This is a genomic window from Pseudomonas jinjuensis (assembly GCF_900103845.1).
Taxonomy (GTDB): Bacteria; Pseudomonadota; Gammaproteobacteria; order Pseudomonadales; family Pseudomonadaceae; genus Pseudomonas; species Pseudomonas jinjuensis.
Map to the genome: position 1 here is coordinate 473868 of NZ_FNIJ01000001.1, position 25039 is coordinate 498906.

Genomic DNA, 25039 nt, shown 5'->3' on the forward strand with positions numbered 1-25039 from the left:
GCATGGCCCGCTCCTACAGGGGGTGTGTCATGCGGGCTCTGCGACGGAGGGAGTCTTCTCCGCCTGCTGCGCCTTCAACCTGCGCATCTGCTCCACGCCCCACAGCACCCGCTCCGGCGTAGCCGGGGCGTCGATCTGCGGATGGGCGCGGTAGTCGGCGAGGCTGGCGACGGCGTCCTTGATCGCGCACCACACCGAGATGCCGAGCATGAACGGCGGCTCGCCCACGGCCTTGGAGTGGAACACGGTCTGCTCCGGGTTCTTGCGGTTTTCCACCAGCTTCACCCGCAGGTCCAGCGGCATGTCGGCGATGGCCGGGATCTTGTAGCTCGCCGGGCCGTTGGTCACCAGCTTGCCCTTGGCGTTCCACACCAGTTCTTCCATGGTCAGCCAGCCCATGCCCTGGACGAAGCCGCCTTCCACCTGGCCGATGTCGATGGCCGGGTTCAGCGAGGCGCCGACGTCGTGGAGGATGTCGGTGCGCAGCATCCGGTACTCGCCGGTGAGGGTATCGACGATCACCTCGGAGCAGGCCACGCCGAACGAGTAGTAGTAGAACGGCCGGCCGCTGGCCTTGTCGCGGTCGTAGAAGATCTTCGGCGTGCGGTAGAAACCGGTGGAGGAGAGCGATACCTGGCCGTAGTAGGCCTGCAGGATCAGGTCCTCGAAGGGCATGATCCGGTCGCGCACGCGCACCTGGTTGTTGCGGAATTCGACGTCTTCCTCGGTGACCTTCCAGTGCCTGGCGGCGAACTCGACGAGGCGCTGCCTGATGATCTCGGCGGCGTTCTGCGCGGCCTTGCCGTTCAGGTCGGCGCCGGAGGAGGCGGCGGTCGGCGAGGTGTTGGGCACCTTGTCGGTGTTGGTCGCGGTGATCTGCACGCGGTCGATGTCGACCTGGAAGACTTCCGCCACCACCTGCGCGACCTTGGTGTTCAGGCCCTGGCCCATCTCGGTGCCGCCGTGGTTCAGGTGGATGCTGCCGTCGGTATAGATGTGGATCAGCGCGCCGGCCTGGTTGAGGAAGGTGGCGGTGAAGCTGATGCCGAATTTCACCGGCGTCATCGCCAGGCCCTTCTTCAGCACCGGGCTGCTGGCGTTGAACTCGCGGATCTCGGCGCGGCGCTTGGCGTACTCGGCGCTGGCCTCCAGTTCGGCGGTCATTTCCTGCAGCAGGTTGTGCTCGACGGTCTGGTGGTAGTGGGTGACGTTGCGCTCGTCCTTGCCGTAGTAGTTGAGCTTGCGGACGTCCAGCGGGTCCTTGCCGAGGTGGCGGGCGACGGCCTCCATCACTTCCTCGATGGCGACCATGCCCTGCGGGCCGCCGAAGCCGCGGTAGGCGGTGTTCGACGCGGTGTTGGTCTTGCAGCGGTGGCCGTTGACCGTGGCGTTGCCGAGGAAGTAGGCGTTGTCCGAGTGGAACATGGCGCGGTCGACGATGGAGCCGGAGAGGTCCGGGGAGTAGCCGCAGTTGCCGGCGAGGTCGAGCTGGATGCCGTGCAGCAGGCCGTCGTCGTCGAAGCCGACGTCGTACTCGACGTAGAACGGATGGCGCTTGCCGGTGACGGTCATGTCCTCCACGCGCGGCAGGCGCATCTTGGTCGGGCGCCCGGTGAGGTGGGCGATCACCGCGCACAGGCAGGCCGGGCCGGCGGCCTGGGTTTCCTTGCCGCCGAAGCCGCCGCCCATGCGGCGCATGTCGATCACTACCTTGTTGAAGGAGATGCCCAGTACTTCGGCCACCAGCTTCTGCACCTCGGTGGGGTTCTGCGTGGAGGTGTAGACGATCATGCCGCCGTCTTCGCTGGGCATCACCGAGGAAATCTGCGTCTCCAGGTAGAAGTGTTCCTGCCCGCCGATGTGCAGGGTACCCTGCAGGCGATTGGGCGCGGTGGCCAGTTGCGCGGCGGAGTCGCCGATCCTGTGGGTGTGGCTGTCGAGCACGAAATGCTTCTTGCGGTAGGCCTCGACCACGTCGAGCACCGGCTCCAGGTCCTCGTATTCGACGATGGCGGCCATCGCCGCCTTGCGCGCGGTTTCCAGGCTGTCGGCGGCGACCGCCAGGACCACCTGGCCGACGTACTCGACCTTGCCGTCCGCCAGCAGCGGGTCGCCGGCCACCACCGGGCCGATGTCCAGCTGGCCGGGCACGTCGTCCTTGGTAATCGCAATCGCGACGCCGGGGAACTGGTAGCAGGGCGTGACGTCCAGTTTGGTGATGCGCGCATGGGCGCGGTCGCTCATGCGGGCGTAGACGTGCAGCTGGTTGGGGAATTCCAGGCGGTCGTCGATGTAGATCGCCTCGCCGGTCACGTGCTTGGGCGCGCTCTCGTGCTTGACGCTCTTGCCGACGCCGGTGGTGAGGTCGGCGCGGAACAGCGCCGCCAGTTCTTCCTGGCTCTTGTGTTGCTTATGCATATGCGGTCACCCGGGTAACGGCCTTCGGAGCTTCCAGTTCGAAGAAGCACTTGCGCAGCAGGTTCTGTGCGGTGAGCAGGCGGTATTCCTTGCTCGCGCGGAAGTCGCTGAGCGGCGTGAAGTCCTCCGCCAGCGCCTCGGCGGCGCGTTCGAAGGTCGCGGCGCTGAACGGCTGGCCGAGCAGCGCGGCCTCGCAGGCGGCGGCGCGTTTCGGGATCGCCGCCATGCCGCCGAAGCCGGTGCGCACGGCGGTGATCCGGCAGTTCTCCACGGTCAGGCTGAGGGCCGCGCAGACGGCGGAGATGTCGTCGTCCAGGCGCTTGGAGACCTTGTAGGCGCGGAACGCCTGGTTGGCCTGCGGGCGCGGGACGATGACCTTCTCGATGAACTCGCCTTCCTGGCGCGCGGTGACCTTGTAGTCGATGAAGTATTCGTCGATCGGCAGTTCGCGGCTGTCGCTGCCCTTGCGCAGCACCACGCGCGCGCCGAGGGCGATCAAGAGCGGCGGCGAGTCGCCGATGGGCGAGGCGTTGCCGATGTTGCCGCCGAGGGTGCCCTGGTTGCGGATCTGCAGCGAGGCGAAGCGGTGCAGCAGCTCGCCGAAATCCGGGTAGTCGTGGGCGAGGGCTTCGTAGCAGTCGGTGAGCGGGGTGGCGGCGCCGATCTCGATGCGGTCGACCAGCACCTCGACGCGTTTCATCTCCTCGACATGTCCGACGTAGATCATCACCGGCAGCTCGCGGTGGAACTGGGTGACTTCCAGCGCCAGGTCGGTGCCGCCGGCCAGCAGGCGCGCCTGCGGGTTGGCGCTGTAGATGTCGGCCAGGTCGGCGATGGTCAGCGGCAGCAGGCAGCGCTTGTCGCCGCTGTTCAGCTCGGCGGTTTCGCGCGGGGCGATGCTCTTCAGCTGGGCGATGGTCTGGGCTTCGGCGGCGTCGAACTGGTCCGGGCGCTTCTGGCAGCAGGACTGCTCGGCGGCGTCGAGGATCGGCCGGTAGCCGGTGCAGCGGCAGAGGTTGCCGGCCATGGCTTCGCAGGCTTCGACCTTGCGCTGCTCGGCGGTTTCGCCGGTGGAATTCTTCTGCAGGGCGAACATCGACATGACGAAGCCGGGAGTGCAGAAACCGCACTGCGAACCGTGGCAATCCACCATGGCCTGCTGCACGCCGTGCAGTTCGCCGCGGTGCTTGAGGTCGTCGACGGTGATGAGCTGCTTGCCGTGCAGCGCGGAAACGAAGGTCAGGCAGGAATTGAGGGTGCGGTAGCGGATGCGCTCGGCGCCTTCCACGCCGACCAGTTCGCCGACCACCACGGTGCAGGCGCCGCAGTCACCGGAGGCGCAGCCCTCCTTGGTGCCGGTCTTGCCGAGGTTCTGGCGCAGGTAGTTGAGCACGGTGAGATTCGGGTCGAGGCGGTCTTCGACTCGCAGCTCGCGGTTGAGCAGGAACCTGATCACAGGGCATGCCTCCAGGCGGGTTCTTGTTTTTGGGCGGGGGGCCTATGGGAGCGAATCTAGGAAAAGCTGACTTTCAAGTCAATAAAAATCTGTCTTTATGGTCAGAAATTTCCTAGGAAGGGTAGTTTTCGTGGGATGGTCGCGGGCATGGCCCGCTTACAGGAAAGTCTGGCGGATGACGCGCCAGCGTCATCCGCCGCACATGTCCCGCAGCTGATCGCGCAGCGAACGCCCGGCGCTGCCCAGGCCGGGGCGGGCGTAGAGCGCCAGTTCCAGCCCGCCGATGGTGGGGAAACCCTGAGCTTCCGTCAGCAGCGAATGGCCGGGCTGCCGGCAGCGCAGCGGCAGCAGGCTCACACCCATGCCGGCGGCCACTGCCGCGCAGAGGCTGGCGAGGCTGCCGCTGCAATAGCTGATGCGCCACGGCCGGCCCAGGCTTTCCAAAGCATGGAGCATTTCCTGGCGGTACAGCGCGCCGAGCGGGAATACCACCAGCGGCAGCGGGTCGCGTCCGGCGGCGGGGCGTTCGGCGCTGTCCAGCCAGACCAGCGGTTCGGGCCAGCGCTCCAGGCAGTCGCTGTCGGCGCCCCATTGCTTGACCAGCAGCAGGTCCAGCTCGCCGTTGCGGTACTGGCGCAGCAGCTCGTGGCTGAGTCCGCTGGTCACCTCCAGACGCAGCCGCGGCCGTTCGGCGCCGAAGGTCGCCAGCAGCGGCATGATCCGCTCGCCGGCGAAGTCTTCCGGCAGGCCGAGGCGCAGCACGCCCTCGCTGTGCTCGCTGGAGAGCGCCTCGCGGGCTTCCTCGCCGAGCTGGAGGATGCGCCGGGCGTAGCCGAGCAGGCGTTCGCCTTCCTCGGTGGGCAGGATCTGCCGCTGGCTGCGGTCGAGCAGGCGGCTGTCGAGCTGCTGTTCCAGGCGCAGGATGTGCTGGCTGACGGTGGACTGGGTGAGGTTCAGCTGTTCGGCGGCGCGGGTGAAGTTGCCGGCGTCCACCACGCTGACCAGGCTGCGCAGGAGGATGGGATCGAGCATCATGATTCCCACTGGAATGAAGTGAGTCATTTAATTTCAGCATGGAAAGCGCCGACTTCATAATTTCCCGGAGATTTCGATTCCGGGAGGTTCCATGCAGCACGAAGCCTTCATGCGCGAGGCGGTCGCCCTGGCGCGCACCAATGTCGAGTTCGGCGGCCGGCCGTTCGGCGCGGTGCTGGTCCGCGACGGCCAGGTCATCGCCCGCGCGGCCAACACCATCCACCTCGACAACGATCCCACCGGCCACGCCGAACTGCAGGCGATCCGCCTGGCCAGCCAGGTGCTCGGCAGTCCGCGCCTGGACGGTTGCGTGATCTACGCCAGCGGCCATCCGTGCCCGATGTGCCTCGCCGCGATGCACCTGTGCGGGGTGAGCGCGGCGTACTTCGCCTATTCCAACGAGGATGGCGAGGCGTTCGGCCTGTCGACCGCATCGATCTACCGCGAGATGGCGCGGCCGCCGCTGCAGCAGTCGCTGCCGTTGCGCCCGCTGCGGCCGGCGGGCGAGGAGGGGCTGTACGCACTCTGGCAGGCGCGCAAGGCATGAGCCGCGCGGTTTCCCTGCAGGCCGAGCGGGCGCGGGTCGGCTGGCTAGGGCTGGTGGTGATCGTCTGCCTGGGCATCAACCTGCGGCCGATCCTCACCTCCATCGGCCCGCTGCTGGCGGAAATCCGCGAGGCCACCGGGCTCGGCTTCCAGGGCGCGTCGCTGCTCACCGTGCTGCCGGTGCTGTGCATGGGCTTCTTCGCGCTTGCGCTGCCATGGATCGGTCCGCGCCTCGGCGAAGCGCGCGGCATGACCTGCGGCCTGCTGGCCATCGCCGCCGCCTGCCTGTGGCGCCTGCTGCTGGACAGCGGCATGGCGCTGATCGCCAGCGCGGTGCTGGCTGGGATCGGCGTGGCGATCATCCAGGCGCTGGTGCCGGGGGTGATCAAGCGCTGGTTCCCCAGCCGCGTGCCGAGCGCGATGGGGCTGTATTCCGCCTCGCTGATGGCCGGCGGCGGTACCGCCGCGGTGCTGGCGCCGGTGGTGGCGACCCGCCTCGGCCACTGGCAGGCCGGGCTCGGCGTGTGGGCCGTGCTGGCGCTGCTCGGCCTGCTGTTCTGGGGCCTGGCGCGACCGCGGGAAGCCGTGACCCATGAACCGGCGCGCAAGGTCGAGCACTACTTCGGCAGCCGCCGGGCGTGGTTGCTGGCGATCTACTTCGGAATGATCAACGGCGGCTACACCAGCATGGTCGCCTGGCTGCCGGTGTACTACCGCCAGCTCGGCTGGAGCGCCGAGGCCAGTGGGCAACTGGTCGGGCTGATGACCATCTTCCAGGTGCTGGCCGCGCTGAGCATCCCGCTGCTGATCCGCGGCTCGCTGGACCGCCGCGGCTGGCTGGCGCTGTGCCTGCTGATCCAGCTCGCCGGCTTCTGCGGCCTGCTGCTGGCGCCGCTGCACCTGCCCGGCCTCTGGGTGGCACTGATCGGCTACGGCCTCGGCTCCTGCTTCGCCCTCAGCCTGACCCTGACCCTCGACCACCTGCCCGACCCCGGCGCGGCCGGGCGGCTGGCGGCGTTCGTGCAGGGGATCGGCTTCATCATCACCGGGATCATTCCCTATGTGACCGGCTGGCTGCGCGACTCGACCGGAAGCTTCCAGATGTCCTGGGCGCTGCTGGCGGTGCTGGTGGTGGCGATGCTGGCGGTGACGGCGAGGTTCGCGCCGAAGGGGTATGCGCGGGCGATGGGGCGGGATTGATCGCTCCTACAAAAGACCATAGGCCGCGCCTGTGATGCGCCATCGTTCTGACTGTAGGAGCGGGCCATGCCCGCGACCGGTCATGCCATCGCGGGCATGGCCCGCTCCTACAGGGTTCGCATCCCGTGGATCTTCAATCGCAAAAAAAGCCCCACGTCCAGGAGCATCGGAACGTGGGGCTTGAAGCGGTCGTGATCGACCGTGGAGAGGTAAAGCGGTTCAGGCGTTCGGTTGCCAGCCTCCGCCGAGTGCCTTGTAGATCGCCACGATGCCGCGATAGACATCCACTTCCGCCAACGCCTGCGCATCTTCCGCTGCGAGCTGTTCGCGTTCGGCGTCGAGCAGGTCGAGGAAGTCCACGGTGCCTTCGCGGTACTGGATGCCGGCCTGCTGGGCGGCGGCGCGGCTGGCTTCGGATTGGCGGATCAGCGAGAGCAGGCGCTGCTGGCGTTTGCCGTAGTCGCTGAAGGCGTTCGACGATTCCTCCAGCGCCAGCAATACCTGCTGCTCATAGCTCGCCAGCGCGCCATCGGCGTCGGCTTTCGCGGCACGCAGGCGGGCACGGACGCTGCCGAGGTCGAAGGCGGCCCAGGTGATGCTCGGCGCCACGGCCCAGGCGTTGGCGGCCGAGGAGCCGATCTGCGAGCCGCGGCCGGCGGTGAAGCCGAGGAAACCGCCGAGGCTCACCCGCGGGAACAGGTCCGCGGTCGCCACGCCGACGTCGGCGGTGGCGGAGGCCAGGCGGCGTTCGGCGGCGGCGATGTCCGGGCGGCGGCGCAGCAGTTGGCCGGGGTCGCCGATGGGCAGGGCCTTGGCGATAGCGGGCAGCTTCTTCGGCGACAGGTCGACGCTGAGCTGGTCCGGACGCTGGCCGAGCAGGGTGGCGATGCGGTTCTGCTGGCGCACTTCCTCGGCCTGCAACTGCGGCACGCTGGCTTCGGTGGCGGCCAGGCGCGCTTCGGAGCGCTGCACGTCGAGTTCGTTGCCGATGCCGGCGTCGCGGCGCTGGATGGTCAGGTCGCGGGATTCGCGCTGGTTCTCCAGGTTGCTGCGGGCGATGCGTTCGCGCAGCTGGGCGCCACGCAACTGCCCATAGGCGTCGGCCAGTTCGGCGATCAGGCTGACCTGCAGCTGCTGCAGGTCGGCCAGCGCCGCCTCGCTCTGCGCGTCGCTGGACTCCAGGGCGCGCTGCACGCGGCCGAACAGGTCGACTTCCCAGATCATGTCCAGGCCGAGGTCATAGCGTTCCTGATTCACGCGGCTTTCGGTCTGCCCGGGAATCTGGCCCTTGCCGATCTCCGCCGAGGCGCGGCTGGTGACCGTTGGGAAGCGGTCGTTGGCCACGTCATCGCGGATCGCCCGCGAGGCGCGCACCCGGGCGAAGGCCACGCGCAGGTCGCGGTTTTCCCGCAGCGCCTGCTGTACCAGTTGCTCCAGCACCGGGTCGTCGAACTGTCGCCACCAGGCGTCCTCGTAGCGCGCCTTGTCGTAGGTGGCGCCGGCGGTGTCGATGCGCGCCGGCGCTTCCTCCGGTTTCCGGTAGTCCGGGCCCACCGCGCAGGCGCTGAGGGCCAGGGCCAGGAGGGCGGGGGCGAAGTGTTTCAGGCTCATGCGTGGGCCTCCGGCGACGAGTGCGCGATGCGACGTTGGGCTTTCTTCTCCGCGCGGGCGTCCATCACCCGGCGGATCAGCAGGTAGAACACCGGGGTCAGCAGCAGGCCGAAGAAGGTCACGCCGAGCATCCCGGAGAACACCGCGACACCCATGGCGTGGCGCATTTCCGCGCCGGCGCCGGACGACAGCACCAGCGGCACTACGCCCATGATGAAGGCGATGGAGGTCATCAGGATCGGCCGCAGGCGCAGGCGGCAGGCTTCCAGCACCGCGCTCAGGCGGTCCATGCCTTCCTGCTGCTTGTCCTTGGCGAACTCGACGATGAGGATCGCGTTCTTGCACGCCAGGCCGACCAGCACGATCAGGCCGATCTGGGTGAAGATGTTGTTGTCGCCGCCGGAGATGATCACCCCGGCGATGGCCGACAGCAGCGTCATCGGCACGATCAGGATCACCGCCAGCGGCAGCCCCCAGCTTTCGTACAGCGCGGCCAGCACGAGGAAGGCGAGCAGCACGCAGAGCGGGAAGACGAACACCGCGGTGTTGCCGGCGAGGATCTGCTGGTAGGTCAGGTCGGTCCATTCGTAGGTCATGCCGTTGGGCAGTTCCTGCTTCAGCAGCCGCTCGATCGCCGCCTCGGCCTGGCCGGAGCTGTAGCCCGGCGCGGCGGCGCCGTTGATCTCGGCGGTGATGAAGCCGTTGTAGTGCATCACCCGGTCCGGGCCGGAGGTGTCGCTGATCCTGATGAAGGTCGCCAGCGGGACCATCTCGCCGAGGTTGTTGCGCACCTTCAGCTGGCCGATCTGCTCGGGCTCCAGGCGGAACTGCTGCTCCGCCTGCACGTTGACCTGGTAGGTGCGGCCGAAACGGTTGAAGTCGTTGGCGTACAGCGAGCCGAGGTAGACCTGCAGGGTGTCGAAGATGTCGCTGATCGCCACGCCGTGGGTCTTGGCCTTCTCGCGGTCGATGGCGGCGTCCACCTGCGGCACGTTCACCTGGTAGCTGGTGAATACCGACATGGGGTCCAGCTCGGGCAGCGCGCGGGCCTTGTCGAGGATGTTCTGGGTCTGGGCGTAGAGCTCCTCGTAGCCCAGGTTGCCGCGATCCTCCAGCTGCAGGCGGAAGCCGCCGATGGTCCCCAGCCCCTGTACCGGCGGCGGCGGGAAGATCGCGATATAGGCGTCCTGGATGTCGGCGAACTGCTGGTTCAGCTCGGCGGCGATCTCGCCGGCGGACATGCCCGGCCCCTTGCGCTGGTCGAAGTCCTTCAGCGGGGTGAAGACGATGCCGCTGTTCGGGCTGTTGGTGAAACCGTTGATCGACAGGCCGGGGAAGGCCACGGTGTGCTCGATGCCCGGATGCTTGCCGGCGATGTCGGACATGCGCTTGATCACCGCCTCGGTGCGGTCGAGAGTCGCCGCGTCGGGTAGCTGGGCGAAGGCCACCAGGTACTGCTTGTCCTGCTGCGGCACGAAGCCGGTCGGCGTGCTGGAGAAGCCGAGATACGTCAGACCGATCAGCCCGCCGTAGATCAGCACGGCGATGCTGCTGCCGCGCAGGACACGGGTGACGGTGCCGACGTAGCCGTGGCTGGCGCGGTCGAAGAAGCGGTTGAACGGACGGAACAGCCAACTGCCCAGCAGCGTGTCGAGCAGCACCGAGAAGCGGTCCTTCGGCTCGTGGTGACCCTTGAGCAGCACGGCGGCCAGCGCCGGCGACAGGGTCAGCGAGTTGATCGCCGAGATCACCGTGGAGATGGCGATGGTCAGCGCGAACTGCCGGTAGAACTGCCCGGTGAGGCCGGAGATGAAGGCGGTCGGCACGAACACGGCGCACAGCACCAGCGCGGTGGCGATGATCGGCCCGGTCACTTCCTTCATGGCGCGGCGGGTCGCCTCGACCGGCGTCAGGCCGAGGCCGATGTTCCGTTCGACGTTCTCCACCACCACGATGGCGTCGTCCACCACGATGCCGATGGCCAGCACCAGGCCGAACAGCGACAGCGCGTTGAGCGAGAAGCCGAACAGGTGCATCACCGCGAAGGTGCCGATCAGCGACACCGGCACCGCGGCCAGCGGGATGATCGAGGCGCGCCAGGTCTGCAGGAACAACACGACCACCAGCACCACCAGCACCAGGGCTTCGAACAGGGTGTGCACCACCGCCTCGATGGAGCCGCGAACGAAGATGGTCGGGTCATAGACGATGGAGTAGTCGACGCCCTGCGGGAAGTCCTTCTTCAGCTCGGCCATCTTCTCGCGCACCAGGTTGGAGATGGCGATGGCGTTGGAACCGGGCCGCTGGAAGATCGGGATGGCGACCGCCGGCTGGTTGTCCAGCAGCGAGCGCAGGGCGTACTGGCTGGAGCCGAGTTCGACGCGGGCGATGTCCTTCAGGCGGGTGATCTCGCCGTCCGGGCCGCTGCGGATGATGATGTTCTCGAACTCTTCCTCGTTGACCAGGCGACCCTGGGTGTTGATCGAAAGCTGGAAGCTGGTGGCGTTCGGCGAGGGCGGCGCACCGAGGGCGCCGGCGGCGACCTGGCGGTTCTGCTCGCGGATCGCCGCGACCACGTCGCTGGCGGTCAGGTTGCGCGAGGCGACCTTGTTCGGGTCCAGCCACACGCGCAGGGAGTAGTCGCCCATGCCGAACAGCTGCACGTCGCCCACACCGTCCAGCCGCGCCAGCTCATCCTTGATGTTGAGGATGGCGTAGTTGGACAGGTAGAGCATGTCGTAGCGGTTATCCGGCGAGGTCAGGTGCACGACCATGGTCAGGTCGGGCGAGGCCTTGTCGACGGTGATGCCGATGCGGGTGACTTCCTCCGGCAGCTTGGGCTGGGTGCGGGTCACGCGGTTCTGCACCTGCACCTGGGCGTCGTCCAGGTCGGTGCCGAGGGCGAAGGTGATGGTCAGGGTCATCTTGCCGTCGGCGGTGGACTGCGAGGACATGTAGAGCATGTTCTCGACGCCGGTGATGGCCTGTTCCAGCGGCGCGGCGACGGTCTCGCCGATCACCTTGGGGTTGGCGCCGGGGAAGTTGGCGCGCACCACCACTGTGGGCGGCACCACTTCCGGGTATTCGCTGATCGGCAGCTGGAACAGCGAGATGGCCCCGCCGATCAGGATGATCAGCGAGAGCACGGCGGCGAAGATCGGCCGCTGGATGAAGAATTGCGAGAAGTTCATCGTCGGTTCCTCGGGCAAGACCCCGGGCAAAGGGGTACCCATGACCCCGCCGGGACGGGGCCTGTCTGGTACTGCTGGGCGGTGTTGGGGTCAGCCGCGCGGGCTGCTGCGAGGGTTCTTGTCGGCGACTTTCGGCGGGTCGATCGCGTTGTCCACCAACTGCCGCTGGCGGGCGAGGGTGGCGAGGGTTTCCGGGCTGGCCATGGGCACGCCCTGGGCCTCCACCTGGGCGCCGGGACGGACGCGCTGCAGGCCGTTGACCACGATGCGGTCGCCCTTGGCGAGGCCGGTGCGGACGATGCGCAGGCCCTCAAGTTTCGGACCCAGCTCGATGCTGCGGTAGGCGACCTTGCTGTCGGCGTCGACCACCAGCACGAACTTCTTGCCGAGGTCGGTGCCCACGGCTTCGTCCTTGATCAGCGCGGCCGGGTAGGTGCCGCTGCCGACCAGCTTGATGCGCGCATAGAGGCCGGGGGTGAACTGGCCGCCGGTGTTGTCGAACACGGCGCGGCCGCGGATGGTGCCGGTCTTCGGGTTGACCTGGTTGTCGAGGAAGTCCAGCCGGCCCTGATGGGGGAAGCCGTCCTCGCCGGTCAGGCCGAGGTACACCGGGCTGTTGCCGCGCGCATCCGGGCCGCCGTGGCGGGCGAGGTCCATGTACTTCAGGTAGACGCGCTCGTCGGCGTCGAAGTAGGCGTAGACCTTGTCGGTGGAAACCAGGGTGGTGAGCAGCGTCTCGCCGCTGTTGACCAGGTTGCCGGCGGTGACTTCGGCGCGGCTGACGCGGCCGTCGATGGGCGCGGTGACCTGGGTGAAGCTGAGGTTGAGGCGGGCGTTGTCCAGTTCGGCCTGGGTCGCCGCGACCATGGCGCGCGCCTCGGCGGCGGCGCTGGTGCGGGCGTCGGCCAGTTCGGCGGAGATCGCATTGGTGGCGCGCAGGCGCTCGCCGCGGGCGGCTTCGTTGCTGGTGCGCGACTGGTTGGCGCGGGCCTGGGCGAGCTGGGCTTCCAGGCGCTTGACCTCGGCCTGGAAGGGGCGCGGGTCGATCTGGAACAGCAGGTCGCCTTTCTTCACCAGTGCGCCTTCGCGGAAGGTGACCTTGTCGATGTAGCCGGACACGCGCGGGCGCAGTTCCACCGACTCCGGCGCTTCGAGGCGCCCAGTGAACTCGTCCCATTCATTGATGGGTTGCTCGATGACCTCAGCCACGCTGACCTTCGGCGCCGGGGCCGACTGCGCGGCTTCCTCGGCCCTGCCGCAGGCCGACAACACCAGCACGGCCGCGAGGGCCAGGGGGATACGCAAGGGTTTGACTGAACGCTCCATGAGGAAGACTCCGCCAGTTTCTGTTTTTAATGGGCGGAGTCTGCGTGCGGTCGTCCGGATGGACTAATCGAACGGGCAGATTTTGATTATCACGCAGGGTGATAAATGCCTTTGCGCCATGCGCATCAATGATGGTTTGCGGAGTGTGTGATGCGCCTGGTCGCGGGCATGGCCCGCTCCTACGGCGATCCATGGTATCGGCCGAACCCCATCGTCTGGGGAAACCCCGGATCGCGAGCAAGCTCGCTCCTACAAAAGCATGCAGCCTGCTGAATGAGGTATTCGTGGTGCGCCATGGCCGCTCTTCGTAGGAGCCAGCTTGCTGGCGATCCGTAGTTTCGATTGGCACCCCATCATCAGGGGAAACACCGGATCGCGAGCAAGCTCGCTCCTACATAAAGCGCGTGCAGCTCGCGTTCAGAGGCTGTCCGGATCGCCGACGAACATGCTGATCCGCGAGCGCAGCCAGCGTTCGGCCGGGTCGTTGTCCTGGGCGCCGCGCCAGACCATGGAGAGCTCGGCCGGGCGGGTGGGGAAGGGCGGGTCGTCGGCGCGCAGGCCGCCGGCGGCGGTGAGGGCGAGGGCGACGTATTCGGGGACGGTGGCGATGATGTCGGTGCCGGCGAGCAGGGCGGCGAGGCCGTTGAACTGCGGCACGGCGAGCACCACCTGGCGCTTGCGCTCCATCTCGGCGAGGGTCTGGTCGACCATGCCGTCGAGGTCGCCGGCGTAGGACACCAGCGCGTGGGGCCGCGCGCAGTAGTCGTCGAGGCTGAGGGCGCCGGGAATCGAGTCGGCGCGCAGGACCTTCCAGATGCTGCGGCGCAGGGTCTTGCGCTTGGCGTTGGCCGGCAGTTCGTCGGTGTAGCTGACGCCCACGGAAATCTCCCCGGAGGCCAGCAGATTGGGCATCAGCAGGTAGTTGGCGCGGCGCACCACCAGCACGATGCCTGGCGCCTCGGAACGCAGGCGGCGCAGCAGTGGCGGCAGCAGGCCGAACTCGACATCGTCGGACAGGCCAATGCGGAACACCGCCTTGCTGGTGGCCGGGTCGAAGTCGGCGGCGCGGCTGAAGGCGGTGGAAATCGAGTCCAGCGCCGGCGACAGGTGGCCGAAGATTTCCTGGGCCCGTGCGGTGGGCTCCATGCTGCGCCCGGTGCGCACGAACAGCGGGTCGTCGAACAGGTTGCGCAGGCGCGCCAGGGCAGCGCTGATGGCCGGCTGGCCGAGGAACAGCTTTTCCGCCGCGCGCGTCACGCTGCGCTCGTGCATCAGCGTTTCGAACACGATCAGCAGGTTGAGATCAACCTTGCGCAGGTCATTGCGATTCATGGTGCCTCCCCGGCAATGGGGGAAAAGTGAAGCGTGGGGGAGGGAACGTCAAGGGTTGTGGGAATGGTTACCGTCATTTGTAGGCAATTGGTGTGTCGCTTCGGGGAAAATGCGCAACCCGAATCACCACCATTTATGTCGACTATCAATGGCGCCTGCTGGCGCTACCCGGAAAGCCCGGATAGAGTCCGGGGCTATAAGGTAATGAAATGGCGAGGTATCCGATGTCCCGCATGATCCGTTTCCACCAGTTCGGTGATGCCTCGGTACTCCGGCTCGAGGAAGTCCCGACCCCGCAGCCGGGGCCGGGTGAAGTGCTGGTGCGCGTGCAGGCGCTGGGCGTGAACTGGCGCGACGTGCTCTGGCGGCAGAACCTCGCGCCCGACCAGGCCAAGCTGCCTGCCGGCCTCGGCTACGAGCTGGCCGGCATCGTCGAGGCGGTCGGCGATGACGTCGGCGACCTGCAGCCCGGCGTCGCGGTCGCCAGCTTCCCGGCGAGCACGCCGAACCAGTACCCGGCCTGGGGCGACCTGGTGCTGATGCCGCGCGAGGCGCTGACCCGCTACCCGGACAACCTCAGCCCCAGCGAAGCCGCGGTGCACTACACCGGCCTGCTGTACGCCTGGTTCGCCCTGGTCGAGCTGGCGAAGCTCAAGCCCGGCCAGCGCGTGCTGATCACCGAGGCCGCGCACTGCCTGGCGCCGCAATCGGTGCAGCTGGCCAAGGCGCTCGGGGCGCAGGTGATCGTCACCACCAGCGAGGAGGACTGTCGCGGCTTCCTGCGCGAGCTGGGCGCCGACAAGATCATCTACACCGAGGAACAGGACCTGGTGCTGGAAGTCGAGCGCTTCACCAGGGGGGAGGGCGTGGAAATCGTCCTCGACCAGTGCGCCGGCCCGCAGATGAAGCTGCTCGGTGATGTCGCCGCGCCGCGCGGCAAGCTGATCCTCTACGGCATCAACGGTGGCAACGACGCCACCTTCCCGGCCTGTGCGGCGTTCAAGAAGCACCTGCAGTTCTTCCGCCATTGTGTGATGGATTTCACTGGCCAGCCGGAACTCGGCCTGGCCCGCGACGACGACGCTGTGCAGCGGGCGCTGCAGGCGATCAACCAGATGACCGCCGATCAGTTGCTCAAGCCGAGCATCGACAGGGTCTTCGACTTCACCGAGTTCGTCGAGGCGAACCGCTACATGGAAACCTGCCCGGGTGGCGGGCGGGTGGTGATGAAGGTCGCCGACTGATCTCCCGTCCGCTGACGAAAACCACTCCAGCGAGTGGTTTTCCTTTTTCTGCCGGCAGCCATCTTCAGGGCTCCAGGCTGGCCTCGCCGAACACCGGCTGCAGCGCCCGGGCGAGCAGATCGACCGGACTGCCATCGGCTTCCTTGCGCGCCTCGGGCCTGGACGCGCTGCGGTACTCGCTGGGCGTGCAGCCCATGTTTTGCTTGAACGTGCGGGCGAAGTAGGAAGGGTCCTTGAAGCCTGCTTCGTAGCCGATGCTGGTGATGGGCATCTGGCTGTTGTCGAGCAACTCCTTCGCATAGTCCATGCGCTTGCGCAGGATGTACTCCATGAAGCCCACGCCGAGCTGTTCCTTGAACAGCCGGCAGAAGCGGAAAGGGGTCATGCCGCAGTGCTGGGCAAGTTCCTTCTGGTCGACGCCCTTGCGAAAGTGCTGGTCGATATGCAGCAGCGCCTTCTGGATCGCCCGCTGCTTCTGGTGCGATCTGGTCAGCCGGATGCTGTCGGGCAGGTCGCAGCCACGTTGCAGATGGGGTTTCCGCTGGTCCAGAGGCGCCTCCTGGCGCAGCCCCTGCAACTGCGTCAGACAGTCGAGATAACGCTTCTTTTCGGCAGCGCTCACAGGCAGCGGCATGTACTCCCATACGCCGGCGCGCATGGCCCAGACGGCCAGCTCCTCGGAGTGCTGCACGGTGAACATGGTGATGGGGGTGGAGGGAACGTCGCGCTTCACCTCCTGCAGCAGACGCAGGCCCGCCGCGTCCGGGTGGTCGAAGTGGATGCAGATCATGTCGGGCCGCTGTTCCAGCACCTGCTCCGCCAGATTCGCGACCCGAGCCGGACGGCACTCGCAGGTGGAGCGGAACTGATCGATCAACGCCTCCGCCGAGCAGTCGTGGGTCAGATCGATCCAGAGCAGCACGGGTCTCCTGCTGGTACTGCACGTCATTTTCTTGACCCCGCCCATCAGACTCTTATGAGCGATTCCGCAATCCGATGAATCGCCTTTATTTTTTCTGTCTAGGAGTATTGTCAATGTGCCATTAGCGCTAAGACTCATTCCTGATATCGCTTGGCTGGTTGACCCATCAATGGGTCTAAAGCCCACAAGTGGACATCGCGCGACAGTGTCTGGGACGCGGGTTCCGCTTCGCCCGGGCGGCATCTTCCTCCCCGCCGCGGATCCTTCCCGCCCTTGAAGTCCGTCACATTCGCCGGGAAACCGGCAAAAAACTCCTAGCGATGCGCAAAAAACTCCTAACCCCAGCCAACTGCCGCTGACTAGCTTGCAGACAGGCAGCGCGAGGAGCGTGCCGGATGCGGTAACTCAATTAGCGAGCGAGGTGGCTGAAATGGATCTGCAAGCAATCAAGAGCGCGGTGGTGAAGTTTGCGAAGGATGAGGATGGGCTGACCGTTGTGGAATACGCGGTCGCGGGTGGTTTGGTCACGGCATTGGTGGTTGCGATTTTCACCGACCTGGGGACCGCCGTGCAGACCAAGATGCAGGCACTCTGCACTGCCATCAACGGAGCCGCGTGCGGCTGAAACGCCGTAACGCTGGAGGCCATGGCAATGGTGATATCGGTCCTGGCGGGTTCCGCGTTGTTGGGTCTCCTGGGCATCGCGGTGGCGAGCGATCTTCGCCGCCACCGTATTCCCAACTGGCTGGTGCTGATGGGCCTTGCCGTTGGCCTGACCGGACAGGTCCAGGTCGCGGACGCGGCCGGACTGGGTGACGGCCTGCTGGGACTCCTGGTCGGCTTCGGCGTATTTCTGCCGCTGTACATGCTGGGTGGCATGGCCGCTGGCGACGTGAAGCTGATGGCCATGGTCGGCAGTTTCCTCACCGCCACCGGGGCGCTCTGGGCGGCGGGTTGCACCCTGCTGGTCGGCGCGGTCTGTGGCCTGGCGCTGGTACTGGTGCGCCGTCAGCTGGGCCTGACCCTGTCGCGCTACTGGCTGATGCTGCGGACTCAAACCTACCTGGCCCCCGCCCCCGATGAAGTCGCCGGCCAACCCTTCCCATACTCCATCGCCATCCTGCTGGGCACGCTGCTCAGCCTGCTATGGCGCCCCTTCGCCAACTGGCAGTTCATCGGCCTCTGACCAGGAAGCCCGTCATGTATGTCGTCAACGACAGCGATGCCTACCCCAGCGAGCGAGCTACCGTGCAGCGCCTGGCGCCACAGCCGCGCAGCATCGGCGACACCGGGCTGGCGGAGACCTTCCTCGGCGACCTGCTGTGCAAGCACCTGCACGACGCCGGGGTGCTGGACCTGCCGCAGCTGGTCGAGCGCCTGGCGCTGACCGGTTCGGTGCTGGAGGAAGTGCTGGCGTTCCTGCGCAAGGACGGGCGCATCGAGGTGCTCGGGCAGGCGGCGGGGCAGTCGCTGCGCTACGGGCTGACCGAGCGTGGCCGGCGCGCCGCCCGCGATGCCCTGGCGCGCAGCGGCTACATCGGCGCCGCGCCGTTCCCGGTGAGCAACTACCGGTCGCTGCTGAAGGTGCAGACGATCCATCACGGCCGCATCGGCATGGCCGACATGCGCAACGCCTTCGAGGGAATCGTGCTGGCCGACGGGCTGCTCGACCAGCTCGGCGTGGCCCTGAACTCCGGGCGCGCCATCATGATTTACGGCCCGGCCGGCACCGGCAAGACCTACGTCAGCAGCCATCTGATCCGGTTGTTCGCCGAGGCCGTCTGGCTGCCCTACGCCATCGTCATCAACGATGCGGTGCTGGAAATCTACGATCCGCAGATTCACCACCGGCTGGATGACAGCCGGCAAGGCAGCCTGCTGCTCAGCGAGGGCATCGACCGGCGTCTGGTCTGCTGCCGGCGGCCACTGCTGATCACCGGTGGCGAACTGAGCCTGGAGCAGCTGGAAGTGCGCTTCGATCCGTCCACGCGGCTGTACCAGGCGCCGTTGCAGCTGAAGGCCAGCAACGGCCTGTTCGTCATCGATGACCTGGGGCGCCAGCGGGTGGCGGCGGAAGCCCTGCTCAATCGCTGGATCGTGCCGATGGAGGAGAAGCGCGACTACCTCAACTTCGGCGGCGGCCGGCATTGCGTGGTGCCGTTCGACCTCATCCTGGTGTTCTCCACCAACCTCAATCCGCTGGAACTGGCGGACGAGGCCTTCCTCCGCCGGATCGGCTACAAGCTGCATTTCAACTACCTCGATCCCGAGCTGTACGAGCGCGTCTGGCGCCAGGAATGTCTGCGCCTGGGGATTCCCTTCGACCCGATGCTGCTGCGCTTCGTGCTGCAGCAGCTGTACGAGGCGGAGGGCATGCCGCTGGTGCCCTGCCACCCCCGCGACCTGCTGGGCATGGCCCTGGATCGCCGGCGTTACCTGAATACCGATGGGCCGCTGTCCTTCGCCGACCTGAAGTGGGCCTGGAGCAACTACTTCGTCCAGCTCGACTTCCTGGATTAAGGAGATACCGCTATGAGCGTGCGTACCCCGACCCTCATCGTCCTTTCCCTGGTGCTCGGCCTCGGCGCCGCCTGGATGGCCAACAACTGGCTGACGGCGCGGCTCGACGCCAAGCCGGAAGACAACCTGCAGGGCGTGGTGGTGGCCGCCACCGAGATTCCCTTCGGGCAGATGGTGCAGGCCCAGCAGGTCACCGTGGTGCGCATGCCCAGGGGCACGGCGCCGGAAGATTCCTTCGCCACCACCGAAGAGGTGGTGGGCAAGATCGCCACCTTCACCCTGCTGCGCGGCGACATCCTGCGTGGAGCGCGGATGGCGGAGCACCTTGGCGGCAGCACCCTGGCCTCGCTGATCGAACCGAGCAAGCGGGCGGTGTCGGTGCGGGTGGACGACGTGGTCGGGGTCGGCGGGTTCCTCCTGCCGGGCAACCGGGTCGACGTGCTGGCGACGCGGCAGGCCAGCGGCAACGGCAAGGCCGAGGCGGAAACCATCCTGCACGACCTGCGCGTGCTGGCCGTGGACCAGACCGCCAGCACCGACAAGACCCAGCCGGTGGTGGTGCGGGCGGTGACCCTGGAAATGACCCCGGCCGACGCCGAGATACTGGTCAAGGCGATGAGCGAAGGGCGCCTGCAACTGGCCCTGCGCAATCCGCTGGACGAGCAGAAGAAGCCGGCCTCACCTCCGGTCGCCGCCGTCCTGCCTGCACCGATGGTCCAGCCGGTGGCGCGGCCGGCTCCGCGGCGCAATGGCTACGGCGGCATCACGGTGATCCGCGGCATCCAGGTGAATGTGACGAAGGCGCAGCTGTAATCGACGCTCCGGTCCCCAGGCGGACGGCAGCCGGCATACCACGCAAAGGAGTCGCACATGGACATCCTCCAACGAATCGGGACATACGCGTTGCATACCCTCGGCGCATGGCTGCTGCTGGTCGCCGCGGTGCAGGCCGCCGAACCCATGGCGGTGCGCGCGCTGCCGGCGGCCAACAGCAGCCGCATCCAGGTGCCCATCTACAACTCGCGGATGTTCACCACCCGCGCGCCGGTGAAACGGGTCTCGGTGGGCAACCCGGAAATCGCCGACATCCTCATCACCAGCCCGACCCAGGTGTACCTGCTGGGCCGTTCGCTCGGCAGCACCAACGTGATGCTGTGGGACGGCGGCAACCGGCTGATCGACAACCTGGAGCTGGAAGTGGGGCATGACCTCGGCGGGCTGAAGAGCAAGCTGCACCAGGTGTTGCCCAAGGAAGACATCGAGGTCTACAGCGCCCAGGGCTCGCTGGTGCTGCGCGGCCACGTGAGCAGCGCGCTGGCGATGGATACCGCGGTCAAGCTGGCGAAGAGCTACGCCGCGCAGTCGGGCGGCAAGGGCCAGGGGCAGGGGCAGGGCGCCGCTGGCGGAGCGGCGGCGGACCAGGCGCTGGATGTCATCAACCTGCTCAGCGTCGGCAGCAGCCAGCAGGTGATGCTGGAAGTGAAGGTCGCGGAGATGCAGCGCAACCTGTTCAAGACCCTCAGCGTGCGCTTCAACGCCCTGGACTTCGGCTCCTCCAGCCGCTGGTCCACCGGCGGCTTCAACAACGGCCAGGGGCTGGGCTTCGACGCCAACGGCAACGTCAATCCGACCAGCCTGATCGGCAGCGGCAAGGGCTTCTTCGGGCAGTTCCTTTCCGATGAGTTCCTCTTCAACGTGGTGCTGGAAGCGGCCAAGGACAACGGCTCGGCCAAGGTCCTCGCCGAGCCGACCCTGACCACCCTGACCGGGCAGCAGGCCGAGTTCATCTCCGGCGGCGAGTTCCCGGTGCCGATCACCGAGGACGACGGCATCACCGTGGAGTTCAAGGAGTTCGGCGTCGGCGTGAAATTCCTTCCGGTGGTGCTGGATTCCGGACGCATCAACCTCAACCTCAACGTCTCGGTCAGCGAGCTTTCCAATGCCAATTCGCTGGTGCTGGACACCGGCCTGCAGAGCATCCTCGGCGACGGCGTGACCCAGGTGATCCCGTCGCTGACCAAGCGCAGCGCGCAGTCCACCGTCGAGCTGGGCAATGGCCAGACCATAGCCATCGCCGGCCTGATCAGCGAGAACACCCGCGACTTCGTCAGCCGCTTCCCCGGCCTCGGCGACCTGCCGGTGCTGGGCCACCTGTTCCGCAGCCAGCAGTTCATCAATGGCGAAACCGAGCTGGTGATCCTGGTCACGCCGCACCTCGCCAAGCCGGTGGACGCCCGCACGGTGCGCCTGCCCACCGAGAAATTCGTCGAACCCAGCGATCTGGACTTCTACCTGCTCGGCAAGACCAAGGGCCGCGAGCCCGGCCGCCGGGTGCCGGTAAGCCTTGGCGTGAGCGAAGGCGCGTTCGGCCACGACCTCAACTGAATCGGGAGCACACCAGGATGAAACGCATGGTTTGTCTGGGATTGCTGGCCGCCGGCCTGTGCGGCTGCGTGATGAGCTACGAGGAGGGCCGGGTCGGCCCGCTGGGCGACAGCGTCAACCACACGCTGTACCAGCAGATCGCCGACAAGGAGGTCGCGGCCAACCCCGGCACCGAGGTGCCCACCAGCGGCACCGACGGCCCGCTGACCGAGCGGATCATGGACGGCTATCGCGGCCGGGTCGGCGATGCCGAGCGGGTCGTCCAGCCGATCCAGATCAACATCGGCAACTGAGGGCCGGGCAATGAACGCGCGAATGCAGGGGCAGCCCCGACGCCAGCGCGGCGCGGTCATAGTGCTGATGGTGGTCGCACTGCTGGCGATCCTGGCCATGGCGGCGCTGGCGCTGGACGGCGGGCACATGCTGGTGAACAAGACCCGCCTGCAGAACGCCGTGGATGCGGCGGCGCTCAGCGGAGCGAAGACGCTGAGCCAGGTCAGCGGCGACCCCAGCGGCTACCTCACGGCGATCACCGCCGCGCGCAACACCCTGACCCTGAATGCCAGCGCGGGCAACGGCAATGGCGAGCTGGCCGCGGCCATCGCCGGGGCCGGCGGAATCGCCGGCTTCGTGGTGATCGAGTTCTCCGACAGCGTCTACGGCCCGTTCGCCAATCCGCCGGCCGTGACCGACCCCAGCTACGTGCGCGTATCGGTTCCGGACTACAGCCTCAGCCGCTTCTTCTGGGATGTGCTGGCGGCGATCCCGGGGGCCGACCCGGCGAAGAGGGTGGCGGCCATCGCCACCGCCGGGCCCAGTCCGAGCAGCCCCTGCGATGTGGCGCCGTTGATGGTCTGCGGCGACCCGGCGCAGTACGACCCGGCCGCCGGGATGTTCTGGGGCTACCGCTTCGGCGACCTGCAGCTGCTGAAGACCGCCGCCAACGACAATTCGCCGATCGGCCCCGGAAACTTCCAGCTGCTCAACCTGAACGGCAACGGCGGCAACGTGATCCGCGATTCCCTGGCCGGCGGCGTCGAGCAGTGCAACAGCGTCGGCGACGAGGTCCTGACCAAGCCGGGCAACACCGTGGGACCGTCGGTCCAGGGATTGAACACCCGCTTCGGCGACTACCAGGGCGGCATGAAGAAAGCGGATTACCCGCCGGACCTGGTGATCACCAGCAATTCGCCGGCGCTGGCCTATGACGACAAGGAGTCGCCGCCGCGCATCGAGTACCGCAACGAGGCGGTCACGTCCAGCGACGGCCACCTGTCCACCGCCGGCACGCCCGACCTGTTCGACTATCACGACTGGGCGGCGGCGACCGCCGCGTGCATCGCCGGCACCGGCGCCGGCTGCCAGTCCGGCGGGGTGTTCGAGCGGCGCATGCTGAAGATCGTGGTCGGCCAGTGCAACGGCACCGATGGCGGCAAGACGCCGATACCGGTGCTGGGGTTCGGCTGCTTCTTCGTCCTGCAGCCGGCCGAGCACAAGGGCAACGAGGCGCAGATCTTCGGCCAGTTCGTGAAGGAGTGCGAAGGCGACAACGTGGCCGGGCCGAATCCGTCGAACGACAGCGGTCCGCGGATCATCCAGCTGTACAAGACCTATATCGACAACGCCCGCACGCCGAGCAGCGATTCGTAGGAGGCGCCATGGACAGACCCGCATTCGCGCGACGCCGGGGCCAGGGTGGAGTGGCCATGGTGGAATTCGCCATCGTCCTGCCGCTGCTGCTCCTGCTGCTGTTCGCCATCGCCGAGCTGGGGCGCATGCTGTTCCAGTACAACAGCCTGCTGCAGGCCAGCCGCGACGCCGGGCGCTATGTCTCGGGCCAGGCCATGAACGCCACCCTGGGACAGGTCGTGCTGACTACGGACCTGCAGACCCGCACCCGCAACCTGGCGGCCGGCGGCGTGGCTTCCGCGGCGGACTCGAACTGCACCGCGAGCACCGGCGTCACGCTGCGGCCGGTGTTCTGCCCGGCCGACGTGACCGTGGCCGCCGAGGGCACGCAGCATGTGCGGGTGACCATCAGCTACAGCTTCCGCCCGCTGATCGGCAGCGGATTGCCGGCATTCATCGGCGGAGCCATGGCGCTGAACTTCCCGCTGGTCGCCACCACCGTGATGAGGGCGCTGTGATGAACCGCCAGCGTGGCGTGTACGTGGTGGAGTTCGCCGTGATCGGCGTGCTGCTGTTCACCCTGCTGTTCGGCGTGCTGGAGATGGGGCGGCTGTTCTTCACCGTCAACGCCCTCAATGAAACGGTGCGCCGGGGCGCGCGGCTGGCGGCGGTGTGCGACATCAGCGAACCGCGCATCCTGCGCCGGGCCATCTACAACGCGGCGGACGACGCCGGCGCCAGCAGCCTGATCGCCAACCTGGACACCGCCGACCTGTCCCTGGACTACCTGGACGAGAACGGCGCGCTCGTTGCCAGCCCCGGCGATACCAGCGGCACCGGCGGATTCCGCGCGATCCGCTACGTGCGCCTGCGGGTGCAGAACTTCACCTTCACTTTGCTGATCCCCGGCTTCGGGACGATCACGCTGCCCATGTTCCAGTCGATCCTGCCCCGCGAGAGCCTTGGCCGGCATCCCGAGGCGGGCGTCATACCGGGGATCACGCCATGCTGAGCAATCGGGATACAGCCACTGCCAGGGTCGCCTCCCGGCCGGGGATGCGCATGCTCATCAGCAGTCGCGATGCGGCGATGCTGCGCCACCTGCAGAGTCTCAGCCAGGGCATGCCGGGCCTGCAGGTGAGCGCCCGGCTGGTGAGCAACGGTCATGCCGATCCGCTCTACGGCCTGGAGCAGATGCCCGACCTGCTGCTGCTGCGTCTCAGCCATCTGTGGCGCGAGGAACTGGCCGCGCTGCTGCAGCGCCCGCCGCAGGAGCGGCCGCCGCTGCTGGTCTGCGGCCCGCTGGAGGAGCGCGAGGGCATGCGCCTGGCGATGCAGGCCGGCGCCCGCGACTTCCTGCCCGAGCCGGTGTGCGCCGAGGAACTGCTGGCGGCGATCGGCCGGGTGCTCAGCGAGCATCGCGGCAACAGCGCCGAAGGCGGCAAGCTGGTCGCGGTGATGAATTCCAAGGGCGGCTCCGGCGCCACCCTGCTGGCCTGCAGCCTGGCCCAGCAGATCAGCGCCAGCGGCGCCAGCACGCTGCTGCTGGACATGGACCTGCAGTTCGGCAGCGTTGCCCACTATCTGGACGTGCAGCCGACCCACAGCCACCTGCAGGTGCTGCAGCAGATCGACGAGCTGGACAGCGTGGCGCTGCGTGGTTTCTGCGCGCACTTCAGCCCCGAGCTGCACGTGCTCGGCGGCCGCCCGGGCGAACTCTGCCTGGCCCAGGACGTGCGCCACGAGCAGCTGGAGGCCCTGCTGCGCCTGGCCCGCAGCAGCTACGACTGGGTGGTGGTGGATGTGCCGCGGCAGATCGACCATCTCACCGGCATCACCCTGGAGCAGGCTGACCGCATCTGCATCGTCATGCAGCAGAGCCTCAGCCACCTGAAGGACGCCGGCCGGCTGATGCGCATCCTGCGCGACGACCTCGGCGTGCCCGGGCAGAACCTGCAGGTGGTGGTCAACCGCTTCGACAAGTCGGCGCCGATCAGCCTCAAGGATATCGACGAAGCCCTGCGCTGCACCGACCTGCGCACGCTGCCCAACGACTACGCGGCGGTCAGCCAGAGCCAGAACACCGGCGTGCCGCTGGCCATCCATGCGCCCCGCGCGCCCCTGACGGCGGCGGTGCGCACGCTCTGCCAGGACCTGCTCGGCGTCCAGGCCGGCGGGCAGGGCCTGCTGAAACGCACCTTCGGACGTCTCTTCAGGGGATAGA

At 67.4% G+C, this 25039-nt stretch carries 21 protein-coding genes; 13 read left to right on the plus strand and 8 right to left on the minus strand.

Annotated features, from left to right (window positions below):
* Window positions 1-27: 27 nt before the first annotated feature.
* The 3 genes from xdhB to BLR75_RS02130 all read right to left on the minus strand — a co-directional run bounded on the left by xdhB (window position 28) and on the right by BLR75_RS02130 (window position 4906).
* Window positions 28-2418, minus strand: a complete 2391-nt coding sequence (gene xdhB, locus BLR75_RS02120) for a xanthine dehydrogenase molybdopterin binding subunit (RefSeq protein ID WP_084310184.1) — start codon at window positions 2416-2418, stop codon at window positions 28-30.
* The gene (xdhA, locus tag BLR75_RS02125) at window positions 2411-3874 is read right to left on the minus strand and encodes a xanthine dehydrogenase small subunit (RefSeq protein WP_084310182.1); all 1464 of its coding nucleotides are present in this window, start codon (window positions 3872-3874) and stop codon (window positions 2411-2413) included. The genes xdhB and xdhA overlap by 8 nt, the downstream gene beginning before the upstream one ends.
* Window positions 3875-4063: 189 nt before the next feature.
* Window positions 4064-4906, minus strand: a complete 843-nt coding sequence (locus BLR75_RS02130) for a LysR family transcriptional regulator (protein WP_084310492.1) — start codon at window positions 4904-4906, stop codon at window positions 4064-4066.
* A gap of 94 nt (window positions 4907-5000) precedes the next feature.
* Here BLR75_RS02130 and BLR75_RS02135 point away from each other — a divergent pair, with 94 nt between their 5' ends.
* Together BLR75_RS02135 and BLR75_RS02140 are read left to right on the plus strand one after the other, a co-directional pair.
* Window positions 5001-5456 carry a nucleoside deaminase gene (locus BLR75_RS02135; protein WP_084310180.1) on the plus strand — a complete coding sequence of 152 codons (456 nt, stop codon included), beginning with the start codon at window positions 5001-5003 and terminating at the stop codon, window positions 5454-5456.
* The gene (locus tag BLR75_RS02140; RefSeq protein ID WP_084310178.1) at window positions 5453-6655 is read left to right on the plus strand and encodes a CynX/NimT family MFS transporter; all 1203 of its coding nucleotides are present in this window, start codon (window positions 5453-5455) and stop codon (window positions 6653-6655) included. The genes BLR75_RS02135 and BLR75_RS02140 overlap by 4 nt, the downstream gene beginning before the upstream one ends.
* A gap of 219 nt (window positions 6656-6874) precedes the next feature.
* Here the strand turns inward: BLR75_RS02140 and BLR75_RS02145 are convergent, their stop codons facing one another.
* The 4 genes from BLR75_RS02145 to BLR75_RS02160 form a co-directional block, all read right to left on the minus strand.
* A complete protein-coding gene (locus BLR75_RS02145) occupies window positions 6875-8266 on the minus strand; it encodes an efflux transporter outer membrane subunit (RefSeq protein WP_084313169.1) in 1392 nt (463 codons plus the stop codon).
* Window positions 8263-11457, minus strand: coding sequence for an efflux RND transporter permease subunit (locus tag BLR75_RS02150; RefSeq protein WP_084313170.1), 3195 nt, complete (start codon window positions 11455-11457; stop codon window positions 8263-8265). Before BLR75_RS02150 ends, BLR75_RS02145 begins: the two co-directional genes overlap by 4 nt.
* 90 nt (window positions 11458-11547) lie before the next feature.
* Window positions 11548-12783, minus strand: coding sequence for a multidrug efflux RND transporter periplasmic adaptor subunit MexE (gene mexE / locus BLR75_RS02155; protein ID WP_084313171.1), 1236 nt, complete (start codon window positions 12781-12783; stop codon window positions 11548-11550).
* A 417-nt stretch (window positions 12784-13200) separates the two neighbouring features.
* A complete protein-coding gene (locus BLR75_RS02160) occupies window positions 13201-14115 on the minus strand; it encodes a LysR family transcriptional regulator (protein ID WP_084313172.1) in 915 nt (304 codons plus the stop codon).
* A 224-nt stretch (window positions 14116-14339) separates the two neighbouring features.
* Here BLR75_RS02160 and BLR75_RS02165 point away from each other — a divergent pair, with 224 nt between their 5' ends.
* Complete coding sequence (locus BLR75_RS02165) at window positions 14340-15359, plus strand: zinc-dependent alcohol dehydrogenase family protein (RefSeq protein ID WP_084313173.1); 1020 nt, start codon at window positions 14340-14342, stop codon at window positions 15357-15359.
* Window positions 15360-15423: 64 nt separating this feature from the next.
* On the opposite strand, the gene BLR75_RS02170 is transcribed toward BLR75_RS02165, so the two are convergent.
* Window positions 15424-16308 carry a response regulator transcription factor gene (locus tag BLR75_RS02170; protein WP_084313278.1) on the minus strand — a complete coding sequence of 295 codons (885 nt, stop codon included), beginning with the start codon at window positions 16306-16308 and terminating at the stop codon, window positions 15424-15426.
* A gap of 403 nt (window positions 16309-16711) precedes the next feature.
* Between BLR75_RS02170 and BLR75_RS02175 the strand changes: the two genes are divergently transcribed.
* The 10 genes from BLR75_RS02175 to BLR75_RS02220 are packed head-to-tail and all read left to right on the plus strand — an operon-like array spanning window position 16712 to window position 25038.
* Window positions 16712-16906, plus strand: a complete 195-nt coding sequence (locus BLR75_RS02175; protein WP_084313174.1) for a Flp family type IVb pilin — start codon at window positions 16712-16714, stop codon at window positions 16904-16906.
* Between the two features lie 21 nt (window positions 16907-16927).
* Window positions 16928-17467 (plus strand): A24 family peptidase, encoded by a 540-nt coding sequence (locus BLR75_RS02180; RefSeq protein ID WP_084313175.1) that lies wholly within the window; start codon window positions 16928-16930, stop codon window positions 17465-17467.
* 14 nt (window positions 17468-17481) lie between these two features.
* Entirely contained in the window at window positions 17482-18801 is a 1320-nt protein-coding gene (locus tag BLR75_RS02185) for an AAA family ATPase (protein WP_084313176.1), read from the plus strand.
* Between the two features lie 12 nt (window positions 18802-18813).
* Window positions 18814-19614: a Flp pilus assembly protein CpaB gene (gene cpaB, locus BLR75_RS02190; protein WP_084313177.1), complete on the plus strand. Its 801-nt coding sequence runs from the start codon at window positions 18814-18816 to the stop codon at window positions 19612-19614.
* Between the two features lie 57 nt (window positions 19615-19671).
* Entirely contained in the window at window positions 19672-21186 is a 1515-nt protein-coding gene (locus tag BLR75_RS02195; RefSeq protein ID WP_084313178.1) for a type II and III secretion system protein family protein, read from the plus strand.
* A gap of 17 nt (window positions 21187-21203) precedes the next feature.
* The gene (locus BLR75_RS02200) at window positions 21204-21479 is read left to right on the plus strand and encodes a hypothetical protein (protein ID WP_084313179.1); all 276 of its coding nucleotides are present in this window, start codon (window positions 21204-21206) and stop codon (window positions 21477-21479) included.
* Window positions 21480-21489: 10 nt separating this feature from the next.
* The gene (locus BLR75_RS02205; RefSeq protein ID WP_084313180.1) at window positions 21490-22836 is read left to right on the plus strand and encodes a pilus assembly protein TadG-related protein; all 1347 of its coding nucleotides are present in this window, start codon (window positions 21490-21492) and stop codon (window positions 22834-22836) included.
* Window positions 22837-22844: 8 nt separating this feature from the next.
* Entirely contained in the window at window positions 22845-23333 is a 489-nt protein-coding gene (locus BLR75_RS02210) for a TadE/TadG family type IV pilus assembly protein (protein ID WP_084313181.1), read from the plus strand.
* Window positions 23333-23827, plus strand: coding sequence for a TadE/TadG family type IV pilus assembly protein (locus tag BLR75_RS02215; RefSeq protein WP_084313182.1), 495 nt, complete (start codon window positions 23333-23335; stop codon window positions 23825-23827). The genes BLR75_RS02210 and BLR75_RS02215 overlap by 1 nt, the downstream gene beginning before the upstream one ends.
* Window positions 23821-25038 (plus strand): AAA family ATPase, encoded by a 1218-nt coding sequence (locus BLR75_RS02220; RefSeq protein WP_084313183.1) that lies wholly within the window; start codon window positions 23821-23823, stop codon window positions 25036-25038. The genes BLR75_RS02215 and BLR75_RS02220 overlap by 7 nt, the downstream gene beginning before the upstream one ends.
* The last annotated feature ends 1 nt before the right edge of the window (window position 25039 follow it).